The 18,220-nt window shown below is 35.0% G+C and carries 18 protein-coding genes, 1 pseudogene and 2 other annotated features (1 of these 21 cut by a window edge); of the genes and pseudogenes, 11 read left to right on the top strand and 8 right to left on the bottom strand.

The window, feature by feature from the left end:
- Positions 1-92, bottom strand: a binding site (T-box leader) (it extends 136 nt beyond the left edge of the window).
- A 51-nt stretch (positions 93-143) separates the two neighbouring features.
- Positions 144-373: a binding site (T-box leader), on the bottom strand.
- A 188-nt stretch (positions 374-561) separates the two neighbouring features.
- On the bottom strand, positions 562-3,309 hold the full coding sequence (locus ACU8YW_RS21740) for a S8 family serine peptidase (RefSeq protein WP_106382660.1): 2,748 nt from the start codon (positions 3,307-3,309) through the stop codon (positions 562-564).
- A 298-nt stretch (positions 3,310-3,607) separates the two neighbouring features.
- Here ACU8YW_RS21740 and ACU8YW_RS21735 point away from each other — a divergent pair, with 298 nt between their 5' ends.
- The gene (locus tag ACU8YW_RS21735; RefSeq protein ID WP_087985277.1) at positions 3,608-4,846 is read left to right on the top strand and encodes a TolB family protein; all 1,239 of its coding nucleotides are present in this window, start codon (positions 3,608-3,610) and stop codon (positions 4,844-4,846) included.
- A gap of 42 nt (positions 4,847-4,888) precedes the next feature.
- On the opposite strand, the gene ACU8YW_RS21730 is transcribed toward ACU8YW_RS21735, so the two are convergent.
- A complete protein-coding gene (locus ACU8YW_RS21730; RefSeq protein ID WP_000071861.1) occupies positions 4,889-5,011 on the bottom strand; it encodes a DUF4023 domain-containing protein in 123 nt (40 codons plus the stop codon).
- Positions 5,012-5,080: 69 nt separating this feature from the next.
- On the bottom strand, positions 5,081-5,419 hold the full coding sequence (locus ACU8YW_RS21725) for a phosphoglycerate mutase (RefSeq protein WP_087985276.1): 339 nt from the start codon (positions 5,417-5,419) through the stop codon (positions 5,081-5,083).
- Positions 5,420-5,489: 70 nt separating this feature from the next.
- Here ACU8YW_RS21725 and ACU8YW_RS21720 point away from each other — a divergent pair.
- The 3 genes and pseudogenes from ACU8YW_RS21720 (at position 5,490) to ACU8YW_RS21710 (ending at position 7,510) form a co-directional block, all read left to right on the top strand.
- Positions 5,490-6,195: pseudogene (locus ACU8YW_RS21720) on the top strand (histidine phosphatase family protein).
- A gap of 18 nt (positions 6,196-6,213) precedes the next feature.
- Positions 6,214-6,750, top strand: coding sequence for a delta-aminolevulinic acid dehydratase (locus tag ACU8YW_RS21715; RefSeq protein ID WP_088064443.1), 537 nt, complete (start codon positions 6,214-6,216; stop codon positions 6,748-6,750).
- A gap of 259 nt (positions 6,751-7,009) precedes the next feature.
- Entirely contained in the window at positions 7,010-7,510 is a 501-nt protein-coding gene (locus tag ACU8YW_RS21710) for a DoxX family protein (RefSeq protein WP_000236605.1), read from the top strand.
- Positions 7,511-7,551: 41 nt separating this feature from the next.
- On the opposite strand, the gene ACU8YW_RS21705 is transcribed toward ACU8YW_RS21710, so the two are convergent.
- A complete protein-coding gene (locus ACU8YW_RS21705) occupies positions 7,552-8,430 on the bottom strand; it encodes an alpha/beta fold hydrolase (RefSeq protein WP_088064441.1) in 879 nt (292 codons plus the stop codon).
- A 15-nt stretch (positions 8,431-8,445) separates the two neighbouring features.
- A complete protein-coding gene (locus tag ACU8YW_RS21700) occupies positions 8,446-9,279 on the bottom strand; it encodes a GNAT family N-acetyltransferase (protein WP_088064440.1) in 834 nt (277 codons plus the stop codon).
- Positions 9,280-9,540: 261 nt separating this feature from the next.
- Here ACU8YW_RS21700 and ACU8YW_RS21695 point away from each other — a divergent pair, with 261 nt between their 5' ends.
- Positions 9,541-10,926 (top strand): alkaline phosphatase, encoded by a 1,386-nt coding sequence (locus tag ACU8YW_RS21695; protein ID WP_088064439.1) that lies wholly within the window; start codon positions 9,541-9,543, stop codon positions 10,924-10,926.
- A 55-nt stretch (positions 10,927-10,981) separates the two neighbouring features.
- A complete protein-coding gene (locus ACU8YW_RS21690) occupies positions 10,982-11,449 on the top strand; it encodes a hypothetical protein (protein ID WP_048541481.1) in 468 nt (155 codons plus the stop codon).
- Positions 11,450-11,524: 75 nt separating this feature from the next.
- Here the strand turns inward: ACU8YW_RS21690 and ACU8YW_RS21685 are convergent, their stop codons facing one another.
- Entirely contained in the window at positions 11,525-12,175 is a 651-nt protein-coding gene (locus ACU8YW_RS21685) for a GTP pyrophosphokinase (protein WP_000456212.1), read from the bottom strand.
- A gap of 338 nt (positions 12,176-12,513) precedes the next feature.
- Between ACU8YW_RS21685 and rpmG the strand changes: the two genes are divergently transcribed.
- Positions 12,514-12,663, top strand: coding sequence for a 50S ribosomal protein L33 (gene rpmG, locus ACU8YW_RS21680; RefSeq protein WP_001265617.1), 150 nt, complete (start codon positions 12,514-12,516; stop codon positions 12,661-12,663).
- A gap of 90 nt (positions 12,664-12,753) precedes the next feature.
- On the top strand, positions 12,754-14,253 hold the full coding sequence (locus ACU8YW_RS21675) for a YcdB/YcdC domain-containing protein (RefSeq protein ID WP_088064438.1): 1,500 nt from the start codon (positions 12,754-12,756) through the stop codon (positions 14,251-14,253).
- Positions 14,254-14,311: 58 nt separating this feature from the next.
- Here ACU8YW_RS21675 and ACU8YW_RS21670 read toward each other — a convergent pair whose 3' ends face one another.
- Positions 14,312-15,178 carry a hypothetical protein gene (locus ACU8YW_RS21670; protein ID WP_088064437.1) on the bottom strand — a complete coding sequence of 289 codons (867 nt, stop codon included), beginning with the start codon at positions 15,176-15,178 and terminating at the stop codon, positions 14,312-14,314.
- A 185-nt stretch (positions 15,179-15,363) separates the two neighbouring features.
- On the opposite strand from ACU8YW_RS21670, the gene sigK reads away from it, so the two are divergent.
- Both sigK and ACU8YW_RS21660 read left to right on the top strand, forming a co-directional pair.
- Positions 15,364-16,077, top strand: coding sequence for an RNA polymerase sporulation sigma factor SigK (sigK, locus tag ACU8YW_RS21665; RefSeq protein ID WP_000051382.1), 714 nt, complete (start codon positions 15,364-15,366; stop codon positions 16,075-16,077).
- Between the two features lie 290 nt (positions 16,078-16,367).
- Entirely contained in the window at positions 16,368-17,156 is a 789-nt protein-coding gene (locus ACU8YW_RS21660) for a phosphatidylserine decarboxylase (RefSeq protein ID WP_088064436.1), read from the top strand.
- Between the two features lie 148 nt (positions 17,157-17,304).
- Here the strand turns inward: ACU8YW_RS21660 and ACU8YW_RS21655 are convergent, their stop codons facing one another.
- Positions 17,305-17,460: a sporulation histidine kinase inhibitor Sda gene (locus tag ACU8YW_RS21655; protein ID WP_000853283.1), complete on the bottom strand. Its 156-nt coding sequence runs from the start codon at positions 17,458-17,460 to the stop codon at positions 17,305-17,307.
- Between the two features lie 247 nt (positions 17,461-17,707).
- Here ACU8YW_RS21655 and ACU8YW_RS21650 point away from each other — a divergent pair, with 247 nt between their 5' ends.
- The gene (locus ACU8YW_RS21650; RefSeq protein ID WP_000765308.1) at positions 17,708-18,220 is read left to right on the top strand and encodes a YqeG family HAD IIIA-type phosphatase; all 513 of its coding nucleotides are present in this window, start codon (positions 17,708-17,710) and stop codon (positions 18,218-18,220) included.

Below are 18,220 nucleotides of genomic sequence, written 5' to 3'. Positions count from 1 at the left end.
ATTCATATTTATATATGTGCTAATTTCCACCGACCATTAGCTCTCTGTAACAGGGATATAAGATATTACTGCGATTCTTTCAACGCGTATATATGAAATTGTGCAAAAGGGAAGGACGCAAAAAAGCCCCTATCGGAAAATCCGATAGGGACGATAAAAACCGCGGTACCACCCTAATTGTAAACAGAAAAATTGTTTACCACTCACTTTAAGATAACGGAAAGATCCGTCTTTCTCTTCATGCATTATGTGCACTACGGGAAAGAAGCTCCAGAATTGTAATTCACGCTTGTATATGTACTGATTCGCACCAACCATCAGTTCTCTGAGACAGGGATATAAGTCGCTACTAGTATTCCTTCAAAGCCGATATATAATTCGTTCAACTAAACTATGTTTCGTATTATAAAACTATTTTTAAAAGATTGTCAACAATAATTTTATCTCGCTATTTGTGGGCAGTAAAACTCCTACCTCAAAATTCGGCCGGAGCAAAGAAGTTAGATGGAAGCTTTACTGTCCGTAAACGTCCGATTAGTGAGGGCTGATTAAAGTTTCACTTTATTTCACTTCTAAATCAACATTTAAATTAGATGTATTTCCAGCTGCATCAGTTGCTACAATATGAATAGTATTTTTTCCTTCTTGTAATTGGTTACGATCGAAATAAATGTCGTAACTTTTCTCCCAAGGATTCAGGAACGCACTTTCCCACACACCATTGCCGTTAATTTCATATTGCATTCTCACTGGAATACCAGGTGCAACCCAACCAGATTCTGTCATCCAATCTAGTAGGATATCGTCAACTTTCCCTCTAATAACAAGATTTTCTTGATCAATTTCGTGTGTTAACTTAGGGGCTGTTCGGTCGATAAATACAGCTCCTGTTTGCTTTGTTTCTCCACCCGAGGTAGAAGCGACAGCTTCGATTTGGTATAAGCCATCAGGTAGAGGAGATCCATCAGTTTTTGTACCATTCCATTTGAAAGATTTATAACCTGGTGTTTCGTTTTTACCTTGATATACCGTACCTTGATATGTCACACGGTCTTTCGTGATTAAATTGGCATGAAACGCTATATCTTCAACTGGTGTAACTAAATAGTAATTGATTAGGTTGTCATCTAATATTTTGTCATTATTTGGACTGAAAGTAGAATTAACGATTTCAAGGCCATCAATACGTTTGTATTCTTTCGGATCGATACTAAATGTAAATGGAATACGCATTTCTTCAGTTTTCCCTTGCTCTTTTACATACAGATTCCCTGTATATACGCCTTGCGGTAAGGAGCTATCTACAGTAATAGTAAAAGGTTTTTCAATATTACTATTCGGTTTCATACTAATAGAAGAAGGGAAAGAAGTTTGGATTTTTGTTTTTGTATCTAGTAATTCAATACGAGTTGAAAAGTTTTTCTTTTTGTTAGAAAGATTTTGTAACGTAATATTTTGTGTTAGTTTCACTTTGCCGCTATTCGGTTTAATAAGACCGAAACTTATATTGTTCGGTTTTACTAACGCATCCGTTTGAGCTGCTTTCGGAATGTTAATTAAACCTGATCCTTGTGCCATAACAGGATATGTATTTTCCTTGACATCTTTTAATGTTTTTGCAGTGTTGGCAAGAGCAGATTTCAATTGTTCTGTCGTCCAATCAGGATGCATTTGACGTAGTAAGGCAACAGCTCCTGCTACTTGTGGCGCAGCCATACTTGTTCCGTTGTGAGATTCATAGCCACCCCTTGGTACCGTACTAGTAATTTGTACGCCAGGTGCAACAACATCAGGTTTTATGAGCCAACTTCCTTGTGATGGTCCTCTTGAGCTGAAGTTACCAATAAGTTCTGTTTTGTTCGGTTGTCCAATCTTTATATTTTTCTTTCTTTTTGTAATTAAATTTTTCAATTCTTCGCCATTTGTACTTGATAGTTGCATAACTGGAAGAGCTATCTCTTCACGGCCAAAATATTCAGGCATAATATTAATTTCTTTTTCATTAGAAATTAGTAGCACTCCGATAGCTCCAGCTTGTTTCGCTTGTTCTGCCTTTACTAACGTGCTCGAAGTTCCTTGTAAAACAAGGGCGAACTTCCCTTTCACATCTTGTTTAGCGTAATCACTTGAATTACCGTAGCCAACATAGACAAGCTGAGCATCGTTTCCTACTTGGAAATCTGCTTTTGATAACGGTAATCCTTGGTAAGATTTATTAGAACCAGCTACTTGGAATGTTGGGAATGGAATAGAAACAGTCGATGCGCCAACAGAGATGACACTACTTGCGTTACCAGGAGCATCAACAGACCAAGGTTTTGGTCCATCATTTCCATTTGAAACGACTGCAGTAACACCAAGTTTTGCTGCGCGTTCTAACGTCATTGTTACAGGTTGATCAGGGACATTCAAATCTTGACCGAGAGATAGATTTAAAACATCTGCACCATCTTGAATAGCGCGCTCAATACCTTGAAGAATATCTTCGGTCGTACCAGTACCGCTATCATTCATTACACGATAGGCTAGAATAGACGCATTTGGAGCAACGCCTTTAATTTTTCCGTTACCAGCAATAATACCAGCTACATGAGTACCGTGTACGTTACCATCCATCGGATCGTTATCCTCATCGACTGTATCGTATCCACCGATATAGTTTGCTTGTAAGTCGGGGTGTGTATAGTCTACGCCAGAATCAATAATAGCGACTTTCATACCTTTTCCATCAAGCGGTTTGCCAGATGGATCTTTTAAATTCCATGCTTCAGGTGCACCGATTGTCGGTCCGCCAATATTTGGCGCTTCTTCTTTAGTAGCGCTTTTTGCTGTTTCATGCAATTTATATGTTAAGTTCGGATAAACAGCTTTTACTTCGGGTAAAGAAGCTAAAGCAGCAACTTGATCTCCTGGGATAGAAATAGAGAATCCAGAAAATAACGTGCTATACGTTTCTTTTATCTTTGCTTTTGGTGCTTTTTCTTTAATTTTCTTTGTTGTATCCTCTTGCGCCTTTTTTAGTTGTGCATGGTATGATTGCACATTTCCATTTTTTAAATCTGGAGCATGCTGAATGTTACTTTGTGAAGCGAGCGGAGCATGTTGCAATTCTACAATGACTGAAATTTCTTTTGATGTTTTTGTTTCAACATTTTGCGCGATTTTGTTTTCTCCCCATTGCTCAATATTCGCTTTTAACTGTGGACTAAATTGCTTCTCCTTTTGCAGCGATTCAGCATGCGCGCTTAAAGCTCCAAAACTAGAAAAGACAAGCGCCATACTTAATAGTGCAGATGTAGTTTTTTTCATTGAAACTCCCCCTAGTAAAAAGTGCTAATATTCCGAAAAGTTATCTTACATTTTTGTTCTGAAATATGAAATCGAATGTTGGCTAAACTATACTTTCGACATAATTCATACCAATCCTCTTTGAATTAAAAATTTCTTGGGAAATTTTTTGGAATTATGTCGAATGGCTCATACACAGTGGGGGGGAAGCACATCCTTACTGAGTATAAATCCACAACAATTTTGCAATTAATATGGAGCGAAATTAGCATATAGTAAGCGGAATATGAGGAATGCTATAAGAAAAATGGAGGGACGTATGAAAAAAATTATCGTGAGTAGTAGTGTGGTTTTGTTTATTTTTTTATCTTCAATTTTTAGTACTAGTGCGGAACATAATGGGGTGAAGGTTGCTTTTATTCGTCATCATGACCTTTGGATTAAAATTGATGGGAAAGAAAAACAAATAACAAAAGGTGAGTACATAACAGGGCCAAAATGGTCCCATGATGGAGAATGGCTTGCCTATGCTAAAGGAAAGAAGCAAAACACCTTGGAGTTGTACCAACTGGAAGATGGAAAGAAAGTTAGGCCATTGCAATCTGAAGTATCGAATTATCAATGGTCACCGAAAGAGAATATAATTGCATTTGTATTTATGAATACATTAAATACGTTTGATGTCAAAAATAAGAATACAGATTTTGAAAATGTATCGGCTGGTGTAGGTGATTATGCATGGTATCCTGATGGAAAGAAGTTTCTTGTATCTTCTGAGGCACACTTACTTCCAACAGGATGGACAGGAGCTCAGCTATATGAAGTGCAAAAAGATGCACATATGAATCCTCATAAAATGAAGCATTTGTATGCATTACCAAATGAACATGATGATTTTTTAGCACTAGTTGCAAGTGGGTTTGAGTGGTCGCCAGATCAAAGGTGGATTTCATTTTTAGCGGTACCGACAGCTTCATGGTCAGCTGATAGTAATACGCTTTGCTTAGTTCGAGCAGATGGCAGTCGATTTGAAAAAGTAGATCAAATGTTATTAAACACACAATGGTTCAAATGGGCGCCATCCAAGAATATTTTAGCTTATATTGAAGGAAGCGGAAGAGTTGCGTTAGAGAATAAACATTTAAAAGTAAAAGAGCTGCCGGCACTTCAGCAGAACACCTTTACGCCGAAAGGATATGTCGATTGGGATTTTGCATGGAAGAACGATAAAGTAATGATCGTTTCACGAGCAAAAGAGGCAGGGATAGAAACTCCGCCAGAAAAAAGGCCACTGCCATCCTTATATGAGATCGATAGTACAAGCGATAAACAACAGCAAATCACAAAGCCACCTCATAAGCAAGGTGACTATCATCCCATCTTTATGAAGAAGAACAATCAATTAATATGGATACGCTCAGACCGTAAGAAAGCCAATGTATGGCTGTCCAATAGTGATGGGAAACAGGAAAAGAAGTGGATTGAAAATATAGATGTACCAGAATGGTATTATGAGAGATGGAATTGGGGAAATGTTATCTCGGTGAAAGAAGAATAAAAAAACGTGCCTAAAAGATAATTTTAGGCACGTTTTTTATTGTTATTTATGTGTTTTATTTGGCTTTTTTTTCGCGGGGTTTCCGTTCCCCTGACGCTTTCTATTTTGTTCATCTTTTGCTTGTTTTTCATGTAGTGTATCTAAAAAGTCATTCGAGTTACTCATTTTTATATCGCTCCTTTCATTTCGTCCTAATTACTATAACCATTTAGGAGGATAATCATGAGATAAAAGTTAAGCGCTTAATTTTCTTCGATAGTATACGTAAAATATGCCATACGTAATAAATAGCATAGATAAAATTTGTAACTCTACATTTTCTTTTAAAATAGTTGCGACAGAAGATGGTAAGTAGGCTGATGTATTGCTCGTTCCTACACCTAACCATTTGTTTAAGAGGTTAATGAAACAAAACATAAAAACACCAGACCAGCTTGCAATAATTGCCTTCTGCTTAATTTTTGTTTCACGTTCATCATCTGTAATCCAAGGATTAGCAGTTTTATCACTACTAAAAAATCCATTTATATATCCCCATATAATCATTCCAATTAAGATGGTTATCCATTTCATATTTGTGATTCCCCTCTCTCTCTTGTAAAAAGTATTTTACATATATAATTGTAATATTTTCCAAAATGTTATATCAAATATTTTTTACATATTGATTTTTCATATGGCAGGAATAATGGATGAGATAGGGAAGAAATTATGTTGAAGGATTTCATAGCGAGAGGAGGTTGGGTATGAAACTAGTCTTTGTTCGGCACGGTGAAGGAGAACATACAAAAGATTTACCGTCAAGTTTACAAGTGTTGCATCCACCATTGACGAATGAGGGAAGGAATCAGGCTAAATTCATTCAATTCGATGTACCATTGCAAGAAACGGATATATTAATTGCCAGTCCTACACGTAGAACTTTACAAACAGCGGCAATATGGAGTGCGAAAGTAGCTTGTCAAAAAATCGTCCATCCATATGTATCCCCACGTATTTTTCCTTATCGAGAAGGAGCGAAAACATTACCATGTGATTACATAGTAGATCAGGGAATGATAACAGATTTATTTCCACATTTTTCGATAGAGAAAAGTACAAATAAGCAGTTATGGACGGAAGGTATAAATACTATTTCAGAGAATCGTTTTCAGCAAATAGTAGATGAATTTCTTCTTTGGTGCTATGAGCTAGGCGCTGAAAGAATTTGCATTGTATCTCACGACGGGACAATTACAGCGTATAGGCAATATGTACAGAAAGTCGTTTTAACTAGATCTGATTTTTTGCAAGAAACAGGTATATATGAAATGGATGTATCTTTTAAAAGTCTGATTGATGAGATCTAATTATAGGATGGAGGGTGTATGTTGAATGTTGCATTAGTAGTTGGTTTTAATTCGGATTTAGAGGCGCAATCAATCCGAGCATCGCTTGAATATTTTGGGGCAAAAGTTGTAACATACTGGATTGGTAGACCGAGAGAGTTCATTAATATTCTTTCTGGAAAGGGTTTATATAATGATATCAATTATGTTATTTTTTGCTTTCATGGTGAGGAAGGAAAGTTTGTCATGGAAGAGTTAGGTGAAGATATATATGAACAAGATGAACCGAGGGGATACTTTGGTGCAGCAGAAATTTATAAATATGCAAAATTGCATAATACACATATTGTAAATAGCGGGTGTACGTTAGGGGAGCGAAAACTAGCAGAATCTTTCTTACATAGTGGGGCGAAATCGTATATTGGATCGATAGATTATGTAGATGGGAATGCAGCACTTATGTTTACAATACGCTTATTTTATGGGCTTATTAGCCATGAAAAAACGTTAGAAGATGCTTTTCAAGAGGCGAAATTAATCGATGAGGAGACACGTACATTTCAATTCTATAAATAGTGAAAACGCATTTATTCTATATTTGAATAAATGCGTTTCACACTTAACTCACATTTTTTTTACATTTTCTTCAATGAAAATGATTATCACCTATGGTATGATATGTTCAAGTTTTTACAGGTAATAGAAGTTACTATATATTAGTATTTAATGTTTTTTATGTATGTCACAAATTATTCATGATTAACATTTTAAAAATAAGTAACTAATGATATTATATTATCTGTAACTAACTTAATTACAACTTTAGGAGGAAGATATGGTTATTCAATTTTTAAGAGAAAACAAAGCAGTTTCTTTTGTGTTGGCAGTAATTCGAGTGTATCTTGGTTATACATGGTTAATGGCTGGAATCGGTAAACTACAAGGAAAAGGGTTCGATGCAACTGGTTATTTACAAGGTGCAATTGAAAAATCTAAAGGAGCACAACCGGCTGTTCAATCTTGGTGGGCATCATTTTTACAAGATTTCGCAATTCCAAACGTTGATCTATTTAATACACTTGTAACGTGGGGAGAAATTTTAGTCGGAATTGGTTTAATTGTAGGCTGTTTAACAAAAACAGCGGTCTTTTTCGGTCTTGTAATGAACTTTTCCTATATGCTTAGTGGGTCAATTGGTGTAAATCCTGAAATGGTTATCCTATCAATGTTCGTTCTAGTCTCTGGTATGAATGCTGGTAAATTTGGAATAGATGGTTTCGTTATTCCGAAAGTATTAGGATCAAAAACTCAAAAGCGCCAAAAGCAAGCTGCTTAATATATGAAAGCGGGTATCTCAAAATGAGATACCCGCTTATGTTATTTTTCAACTTTATTGTTCTTAAAGAATTCTTTTACATAACCTACAAATTCTTGTGGCTCTTGACGAAATGGTGCATGATAACCTTTTTCGATAATATGGAAAGTACTATTTTTTAAGAATTGATGATACGTTTCTCCTTCTTTCCAAGAAACGCTACTATCATTTCTTCCCCATATAATTAAGGTTGGTTGTTTAATTTCATTTGCATTGATTTGAAGACGTCTAGGCCATAATTTCATTTTATTGTAATGCTCTTCATCATTACGCTTGGATTTAACTTTGTTTTCATCATAATCTGCAATAGTAGAAACAGTATTTAAATCAGTCGACAACTGTGGTTTTGGTGAACCTTGTTTATTAACGAATGTATGAGGACCGCCTGTAGCATCAGTTAAAATAAGGTGGGTAACGGCTTCAGGATATAAATAGGTTAAATTAAGAGAAATTTCTCCGCCCATTGAGTGTCCTAGTATTGCAAACGAATCATAACCTAGTTTTTTCATTAATTTATAATACAAATTTGCATGGGTTGGGAAAGAATAGTAAAAATCCATTGGCTTAGATGAGCGCCCGAATCCTAAAGCATCTACAGAAATAATTGTATGATCTTTTGCTAAGTCTGAGTAAATCTTTTGAAAACCATCTGACGATCCTCCAAATCCATGGATCATAAGTAAAGGTGGTTTTTCATTACCAATCTTTTTAAAGTAAATGGTTTGACCATCTATTTCTACCATTTTTTCCTCGGTAGCTAGTTTCGCTGTAAGTGTATTTTTCACTTGTTTTACTTGCTCTACTGGCTTTTCTGCTGCACTACATCCTACTAATAGTGTAAGAGTAAGACAACCTACCATAAAATAGCTAAATCGCTTCAATTAGGTGTCCCCTTTCTAACATAACGCTGTGTCTATCATAGCAAATAGCATATTACGATTTCCAGGAAGTTGGCTACCATTTTTCATCATAAGAGGTGAAAGGAGCGTTTCTTGGGAATTTTCTGTTTGAAGAAATTTACGAAATGAAAATTGTGAATGTGGGACATCAATTCTTACTGTGCCATTCCAACATTCACAGATTCTCTTGAATAATTGAATAGCATCCTTCTCTTGTTTTGCGATAAGTGGAGTGACGCATAATATATTACCTTTTTGTATACATAAGGAAAAAGCTTCTATACAGTTATTTCTCTCAATTTTAAAAGAGTGTATAGCTCTTGGTAATAGCGATGAGTAAAGTAAGGAACGATTAGCTCCAGTTGTAATTTGATCGAGAAAAATAAGTGAGACAAGATCTTGTTCTTTTACTTGTTGTGTATGAGCAATATGTGTCTTAGTAGTTTGTTTTTCAAAACGATGAATCGTCGTTACTGTTTGAAATTCGCATGATGTATAAAGAGGCTCGCCAGCTTTTGTTGCAATAAGTACAATTGGTTGTTTTGGATGAGTGTGTTCTAAGCAACAATTTAGCAAAATACGTCCGATGCCTTGGCCTTGAAAATTAGGATGGACGATTAACATGCCAATAGTAGAAAAACTATCTTTAAAAGGAAATACTCCTCCAGCTGCAATCAGTTTATTTTCATGCATATAACCGATAAGTGTGCCGAGAGAAAGATACATTTCGAATTGTTTTTTCATAAATTCTTTATCTTGTAACCATCCAATAGCTTTACAAAGGTCGAGTAAATCAAAAATAAAAGATTCATCTAGCTTTATTGTTTTCATAAATAGGCCCCACATTTCTATTAATTTTCATAAAAGTAGATTGAAAATGTTAAATAAGAGATTTACGTTACATGAAATCCAACTTGTTTATATTTTAATTGTAAAGGGGAAGAAGGTTGATACGAACAGACAAACTTATACAAATTATAACTGATATTTACATAAGTTAACAAAAAATTTACATATAACTAATTTTCTCTTAATAGTCTTCTATTAAATTTGATAGTGGGAAATGAATAACCTAATTAGGGGGACAAGACAGTGAAAAAGTTTGTGAAAAAAGCATGGCCATTTGCAGTTGTGGCGTCGTTAGCAGTTACTTCGGTGGCAACATGGAATTTTACACGTTCTAGTGAAGTGAATGCAGATGAGAGCGGAAGCAATGCAAAGATTAAAAATGTTATTGTGTTAATTGGAGATGGTATGGGTCCTTCATACATGACGGCTCATCGTTATATGAAAGATAATCCAAAAACATTCGAGATGGAATCTACAGAGTTTGATAAGCATCTTGTAGGAACACAAAAAACATATCCGGAAGATGAACATGAAAATATCACAGACTCTGCATCAGCAGCAACAGCTATGTCAGCGGGAATTAAAACATATAACGCGGCAATTGCAGTTGATAATGATAAAGCAGAAGTGAAAACTGTTCTTGAACAAGCGAAAGAAAAAGGGAAATCAACGGGACTCGTTGCTACTTCTGAAATTACACATGCAACACCAGCTGCTTTCGGTGCGCATGACATTAGTCGTAAAAATATGGATGCAATTGCAAATGATTATTTTGATGAAAAAATTAAAGGGAAGCATAAAGTAGATGTTATGCTTGGCGGCGGTGTAAAAAACTTTGTTAGAAAAGATCGCAATCTTACAGAAGAGTTTAAGAAATCTGGTTATAGCTACGTAACAGATCGAGATCAATTGTTAAATGATAAAAACGATCAAATTTTAGGTTTATTTGCACCAGGCGGTTTAGATAAAATGATTGACCGTAATGAGAAGACACCTTCATTAGAAGAAATGACAAATGCAGCAATTGAGCGTTTGAACAAAAATAAAAATGGTTTCTTCTTAATGGTTGAAGGAAGTCAAATCGACTGGGCTGGACACGATAATGATATCGTAGGTGCAATGAGTGAAATGGAAGACTTTGAAGAAGCATTTAAAGCAGCGATTGAGTTTGCGAAAAAAGATAAAAATACGTTAGTCGTTGCAACGGCAGACCACGCTACTGGCGGATTATCTTTAGGTGCGAATGGTGAGTATAACTTTAAAGTAGATCCAATTAAAGCTGCAAAACGCACACCAGACTTCATGGCAAATGAGATTGCAAAAGGTGCAAATGTAGAAGAGACATTAAAAAAATATATTGATTTACAATTAACACCAGAAGAAATTAAAGCGGTAAATGATATTGCTCCTTCAAAAGATGTAACAAAGATTGATAATGCGATTGAGGATATTTTCAATAAGCGTTCGGTTACAGGATGGACAACAGGTGGACATACGGGGGAAGATGTAAACGTATATGCATTTGGCCCTGGTAAATACTTGTTCTCTGGCGTTCAAGAGAATACAAATATCGCTAAACGTGTCTTTGATATTGTTGGCGGTGGCGATCCGAATAAAGGAAGACGCTAATTATCAAGAAAAGTGAGGCGAAATGCCTCACTTTTCTTTTTAGGAGATGGGAAAGATGAGGACTTTTTTCAGAGGGATAGGAGCCCTTCTAATAGGTGTATTATTGCTAGTTGGATGTCAATCCAAGGAGAATTATATAGAACAAAAATCTACTACTAAAAAAATTGAGGAGAAGGTACAAATAACGAAAGAAGAAGAAAAATCGATTCAAGATGTTATGGAGAAATTTGTACGGACGACAAATGAAAAAAATCTTGCTGAACATATGGAGTTATTCTCAAAGAAGCTGCCTAGTGCTGAAGACTTAAAAACACAAAAAGAAGCCGCTTTTCAAAAGGGAAATAAGAAAATTGAATTGGAACATATAGACATGAAAGCTAGTAAAGCAGGGTATGTTGTAGTTGAAACAAAGGAAAAGGAAATAGATGGGGAGGTCACTCTTCAGAAAAATGTACAGTATGCGCTTGGAAAAGAAGAAGATGGCTGGAAAATTGAAGAGGTTCGCACGATAGGGAAGAAATAAAGTGAAACTTTAATCAGGGAGTCTTACTGCCCGTAAATAGCGAAATAAAAAAGGTTCTCATTGGAGAGAACCTTTTTATAGTGGTAATAGAATTTGATTTGAACATGCTTCGATATCATCAATATCTTGGCGAATTGTTGCCATTTTATTATCAAGATCTTCAGCCTTCATTGCCGCATCATGTAGTTCATCTTTTAAATACTCAGGTATTTTCCCTTCATATTTATAATAAAGTTTATGTTCTAAACTTGCCCAAAAGTCCATAGCAAGTGTACGTAACTGGATTTCTGCAAATACATCTTTTGTACCAGAATTCAGTGATAAAGGATACTTAATGATCATGTGTAAACTTTTATATCCGTTTCCCTTTGGATTAGCGATATAATCTTTTACTTCTATGATTTCCATATCCTCACGCTTTTGAATGACTTCTTTTAAATGATAAATATCTTCTACGAAGCAACATGTAATACGAATGCCGATGATATCTTGTAAATGTGTTTGCGCATTCTCAACTGTCGGTAATAAATTTTTACGTTCAAGCTTTTTAATAATACTTTCAGGTTGTTTTAATCTTGTTTTTATATGTTCAAACGGGTTGTAATCCTCTAAAAATTGAGCTTCCCGGTTCATAATTTCAAATTTAGTTTTTAACTCTTCTAAAGCAAATGTATATGGTAGTACAAAAGCTTTCCAGTAGTTAACTGTTGATTGATTATATTCCATTTATATACACACCTTTTCCTATTTACAAGTGAGGTTGTTATTATACTAAATACCAAAGCATATAAGCGCAAGCAGCAAATGAGGAGATCATAAAACGATATTTAGTTTTCATATTTTCAACTCCTTTCGAGTAAGATTCTATATGAATAAACGTGATTGTTAATAAATTCACTATGTACAATTCTTATAGTAATAGATTCGTGTGAATTTCGTATGAACTAATTGTTTCAGATTTTTGTCTTTTTTTTGTAATTGACAAATAGAATAAACTTATATAACATATAAATCGTAATCATTACGTTTTAGTTTGCGATCTTTGAAAGAAAGGAGAATTACATATGCGTGTAAATATTACATTGGCTTGTACAGAGTGCGGTGATCGTAATTATATTTCTAAAAAAAATAAACGAAACAATCCAGAGCGCATCGAACTAAAAAAATATTGTCCACGATTAAAGCGAGTAACGCTACATCGTGAGACGAAGTAGAAGACTAGAGATATCTCTAGTCTTTTTTGTTTATAGCCATTTAGTTTTATTTGTTATAATTACCTTAAATTGTAATGAAGGAGAGGTATGATGAATCAAAAAGATAAAGAAGGAAAAGGGCAAGTGGCTCATATTATTGACATTTCAGATGATTATAGGCTTGTCGTAGATGATCAAGAAGGTGTGGATGACCCATATCATCTATTATGGTGGGAACATAAAGAGGATGAGGAGAGAACGATACAAATTACGCTGAATAGACATACTGGTAATTTAATCGAATTTAGTATAGATGATAAAAAATATTTTTCGAGTTCGAGTGGTAAGGAAGCGATAGGAGAGAATAAAGCAAGAGAGATTGCAAATGCATTCTTAAAAAAATATACAAAAGAAGGATATGAATTTTATACATATGTAACGGTTAAGGACGACAGGCGTGGTCGGAAAGAAGTAAATTATATGCAAGAAGTAAATGGCTATCCATTGCCGAATACAGGGTGTGTTGTGCGAGTTCATCCTTCAGGGAATGTTGTGCATTTTCGTTATAATGGACAAAAAGCTATCGAGAAAAAACCGTTATGGCCAAGTGAATTTGTTGAGGAGAACGTCGTTTTAGAGAATTTAAAAGCTAGACAAGATATGAGACTTGTATTTGTAGATTTAACACATTCTTCATGTGAGTATGAAAATGGAGAAGAAGTAACAGGGAATCATCTTGTATATGAACCAGAACCTAGTCATACGTTTATTAATGCAAGTACAGGTAAAGATTTATTTGGGCCCGATCATTATAAATTGCCTTCAACTGTAGCTGTTGAAAAACCGAAAAAAGGTAGCCGGCCAGACGATATATTCGATTTGTTTGAATGGAATAAAGAAAATTTTACAAAAGTAGCTGAGACGGAAAATGATGATGAAATAAGAATGAAATTTGTTCCGAAAGAGGAATTACAAAAACAGAAAGAAGAAAAGAATCCATATTTAATGAATGAATTCTTTAAAAAGCATTTACCGATGTTAAAATATAATAATTTAATTGGCATTACGGTTGATAAATCTACCAATGAATTAACTGGTTTTATAAAACTGACAGACGATAAAGAAGTAAAGCAAATATTTCCTAGAGAGGAATGTTTACAAAAAGCACTTCAATTTTTGGAACAAGTTATTCCAGATGTCACACAATATCTACGTCTTTGGGAAGAACGTGAAGAAGCAGAAGATGGGATTGAAAGATTTACCTTTTCCGTATATGTGAATGGCATTCCGGCAGAGTATAAGCAATTTATGGTTAATATCAATGCGGGAAATGGGGCTGTGGTGCATTATTCCGGAGAGTCTAGCAACCTTATAAAAGAATTGCTTACATACGAAACAACACCAAAAGTAAAAAAGGAAAAAGCGTTAGCAATATACAGAGGGGCCATGCGAGTTAATTTAGAATGGTTTTTAGAAAATGACGTAGAGGAAACGAACTACGAACTACTGTATAAACAAACGACGGATGAAAATTATAAAGAATCCTTTGATTGTAGTCGAGAAATTCGTTATATTGATGCGCATACGGGGGAAAAGATTTGGAGTGAATAGTTTTATGAAAAGCCAATCGAGAATCTCGATTGGCTTTTAGTTATATGAATAAGAGATATTAGTGGATTTTAAGTACGCCTTTTTGAGCTTCATACCAATCATATATATTTCCATCCGAACCTACTGCAAAGTTGTAAACGCGTTGGCGCTCGCCCTCTCCACGTGCATAGAAAACATCGTATAGTTTAATTCCGTTGATTATTCCGATAGGTTCAGTTGTGGCGCCATAGTGTAGTTGAGCTGTTTGAGGTCCCATCGTTTTTTCTAAGATTTTTATGGCATCCTCACTTGTGAATGTAGTAATATCGGCGGGTTTGTTTATTGGTTCATTCGATTGTTTCCCAGTTTGTTTATTAACTTGTTGATTTTCTTGTGTATTTTTAAATTCTGATTCAGTTAATGTGCTACCGTCACTCCCATTAACAATAATTTCTCCTGTTTGTTTATGAACAGAAAAGGTGAAATCAGCACGATAATTATCAAATTGAGGCGTGAAAGTATAGTAATCAGTACCCAGTTTATTATTAATTTTATTTTTTGCCGAGCTTTCACTAGGTAGAAGATTGTATGTAACTTCATTTTTATCTAATGTTCCGAATTTTCGGATGAGGATTTCTTTAGCCTTGCTTGCTGTTATGTTTATATTTGCAGCGTTGTCTTGTTTTTCTTTAATTTTTGTCTGTTCTTCAGGTTTTACTGGATCTTCAGGCATTGCTTGGTTTTTAGTTTTTGTTTGATTTTTAGCTTTTTCCTGTTCTTCGGGTTTGTTCTTGTTTTCGGTGTTTGTATTATCTTTTGTTGTCACAGTTTCCTTTTTGTTGTTATCAGTTTGTGTATTTGTATTTTGTTGTTCACAGGCTGAAAGTAGGAAGAGTGATAAAATGAGTACGATAGAGTTTCTGATTTTTACAGTTGAGTATGGCATGAAAACACCTCTTTCTAATTTTTCGCACTTTGTAAATTATAATATAATGAAAATATAATTCAATCGATAGGGTTCATTTAGTTCTCCAATAAGTTAAGGGTTCCATATTTGCTTAGTACAGACACAAACAACCTCACGCCCACATACACATAGTAAAGACCACTATTTTGGCGGAGGTGAAAGGTTTGAGTCTATTCGCCGCAATTGGATATATGGTTCGAGAAGTGTTTGTCTTTGTTTCTTATGTGAAGAATAATGCGTTTCCGCAGCCGTTATCATCAGACGATGAGAGAAAGTACTTAGAGTTAATGGAGCAAGGTGATGCTCAAGCGAGAAATCTGTTAATTGAACATAATTTACGGCTTGTAGCTCATATCGTTAAAAAATTTGAAAACACAGGGGAAGATGCAGAAGATTTAATTTCAATTGGTACAATTGGGCTCATTAAAGCGATCGAGAGCTATTCGGCAGGAAAAGGCACAAAACTTGCGACGTATGCAGCACGCTGTATTGAAAATGAAATTTTAATGCATTTACGTGTACTGAAAAAAACGAAAAAAGACGTTTCACTTCATGATCCAATCGGGCAAGATAAAGAGGGGAATGAAATATCGCTTATCGATATATTAAAATCAGAGTCTGAAGATGTAATTGATATGATTCAGCTTAGTATGGAGTTAGAAAAGATTAAAGAGTATATCGATATTTTAGACGAACGAGAGAAAGAAGTAATCGTGAAGCGTTTTGGACTGGGGCTTGATAAGGAGAAAACGCAACGAGAGATTGCGAAGGCACTTGGTATTTCCAGAAGCTACGTATCAAGAATTGAAAAGCGCGCTTTAATGAAAATGTTCCATGAATTTGTAAGAGCTGAGAAAGAGAAAAAAGCGAAAGAATAATGTACATTGCAAGCAGCCATATTTTAAAATGGGCTGCTTTTCTTTTTGTAAATAAGGAAAGAAAAAGAGTTGTGTTCAGAAGAAATCTATGTTCACTGTTGAAAATGACGGATTCTATCTGTAATATTAGAGGGTGCTAAACAATTTAAGAATAATACCATACTTAGTTTTCCGCATGTATAATGAAACAGTTCTATATGATATGTGGGAATAAGAACCAATTTTACATATGATATAGAAGGAAAAGAAGGGGAAGCTAAAGTTATAGACTGATTAGGAGGTTTCGCAATTTGCGACGTACATTATATCGACTTATGATCGAACTTACAAATGGTCGTTTTACTTCTTATATATTACGTAAATTTGCACAATCTCGTTTGAGCTCTATCATTATTCCATCGTATGCGAAAGTTTTTCAAATTAACCAAGATGAGATGGAAAAGGGTTTGAAGGAATATAGAACATTGCATGAATTATTTACGCGTAAGCTAAAAGAAGGAAAGCGTAGTGTTGATACAGATGCATCGAGTATCGTTAGTCCTGTTGATGGTGTTTTTGCTGATCACGGTCCTATTGAGGACACAAAAACATTTGATATTAAAGGTAAGCGTTATTCAATCGTGGATATGCTAGGTAATGAAGAACGTGCAAAGCGATATGCAGGTGGTACATACATGGTTATTTATTTAAGCCCAAGTCATTATCATCGTATTCATAGTCCGCTTTCTGGTTCTGTGACTGAAAGGTTTGTACTTGGTAGAAAGTCATATCCGGTAAATGCAGCTGGTATGGAATATGGGAAAGAGCCATTGTCAAAAAATTATCGCTCTGTTACAGAAGTAAATAGTGACGGTAAACATATGGCACTTGTAAAAGTAGGAGCTATGTTTGTTAATAGTATTGAGCTGTTGCATGAAAGAGACACTGTTCAAAAAGGTGAAGAAATGGCATACTTTACATTTGGCTCAACAGTTGTGTTATTGTTTGAAAAAGATATGATAGAAGTAGTGCAGGAATTGAAGAGTGGACAAGAGCTTCGTCTTGGTGAAAAAATTGCTACTCGTTCGGCTCATAAGTAAAGAAAACATTTTATAACTGTAAGCAAGAGTTATGGACAAAGATGCTTAATGATGAAATTCCCTAGATGGGAGTACTTGTTTATTCGAGAGCCATCGCAGGATGGCTCTTTTTACAAGTTAGCTCATTAAAATTTCACTTTATATGTAATCAAGACGATTTGACAAGCTTGTCCTCTAATGAGCGTCTAATCATTTCTTGTTTTATAAGTAAAATGAAGTCGGGATTTAATTTTAGTTCTTTTGCTTTATAATAAGACTCAGTGAGTAACTCAGTAGACAACTGTTCCATATATTTTGTTTTCAAGGTGAGTCACCTCCTAATAATTTAAGGATTGATTCGTTGTTGCATTTAATGTACCAAAAAAATATGACAGTCACAAACGAGTGGTTATCCACATACCTAGGTGGATAAAATGTGTATAGATTGTTAGTAAATTCCAAATTAGCTGAAAAATTAATGTGGAAAATGTGTACAATTTTATCCACAGGTCATATATCGAAATATGTTGTCGAAAAATTTTTATGAAAACTCCTCAAAGAGGTGAAAGAAATTGAAGCTATTTTTACCAAATGAATATGTGAAAAATGTATATCATGTTCAACCAGAAGATTTGAAAAAACGTGGAATTAAAGGTGTCATTACTGATTTAGATAACACGTTAATTGAATGGGATCGTCCAAATGCAACGCCACAACTTGAAGAATGGTTTTTGAAAATGAAAGAGCAAGGTATTCAAGTAACGGTCGTTTCAAATAATAATGAGCAACGTGTGAAAGACTTTGCTGATCCATTAGGTATTCCATTTATTCATAGTGCGCGTAAACCATTTGTTCGCGCGTTTAAGCGTGCGATACAAGAGATGCACCTGCAACCAGATGAAGTTGTAGTAATTGGAGATCAGTTACTAACGGATGTTTTAGGTGGAAACCGAGTGGGACTTCATACAATTTTAGTTGTACCGGTAGCACAAACGGACGGATTAGTAACGCGCTTTAATCGAAAAATTGAACGAAGAATTATGAGAAATATGAAGAAAAAAGGTTTAATTAACTGGGAGGAATAA

This window comes from Bacillus pretiosus, assembly GCF_052947655.1.
Note: the sequence above shows the minus strand (reverse complement) of the source record. Positions and strands in the feature narration are given on the sequence as shown.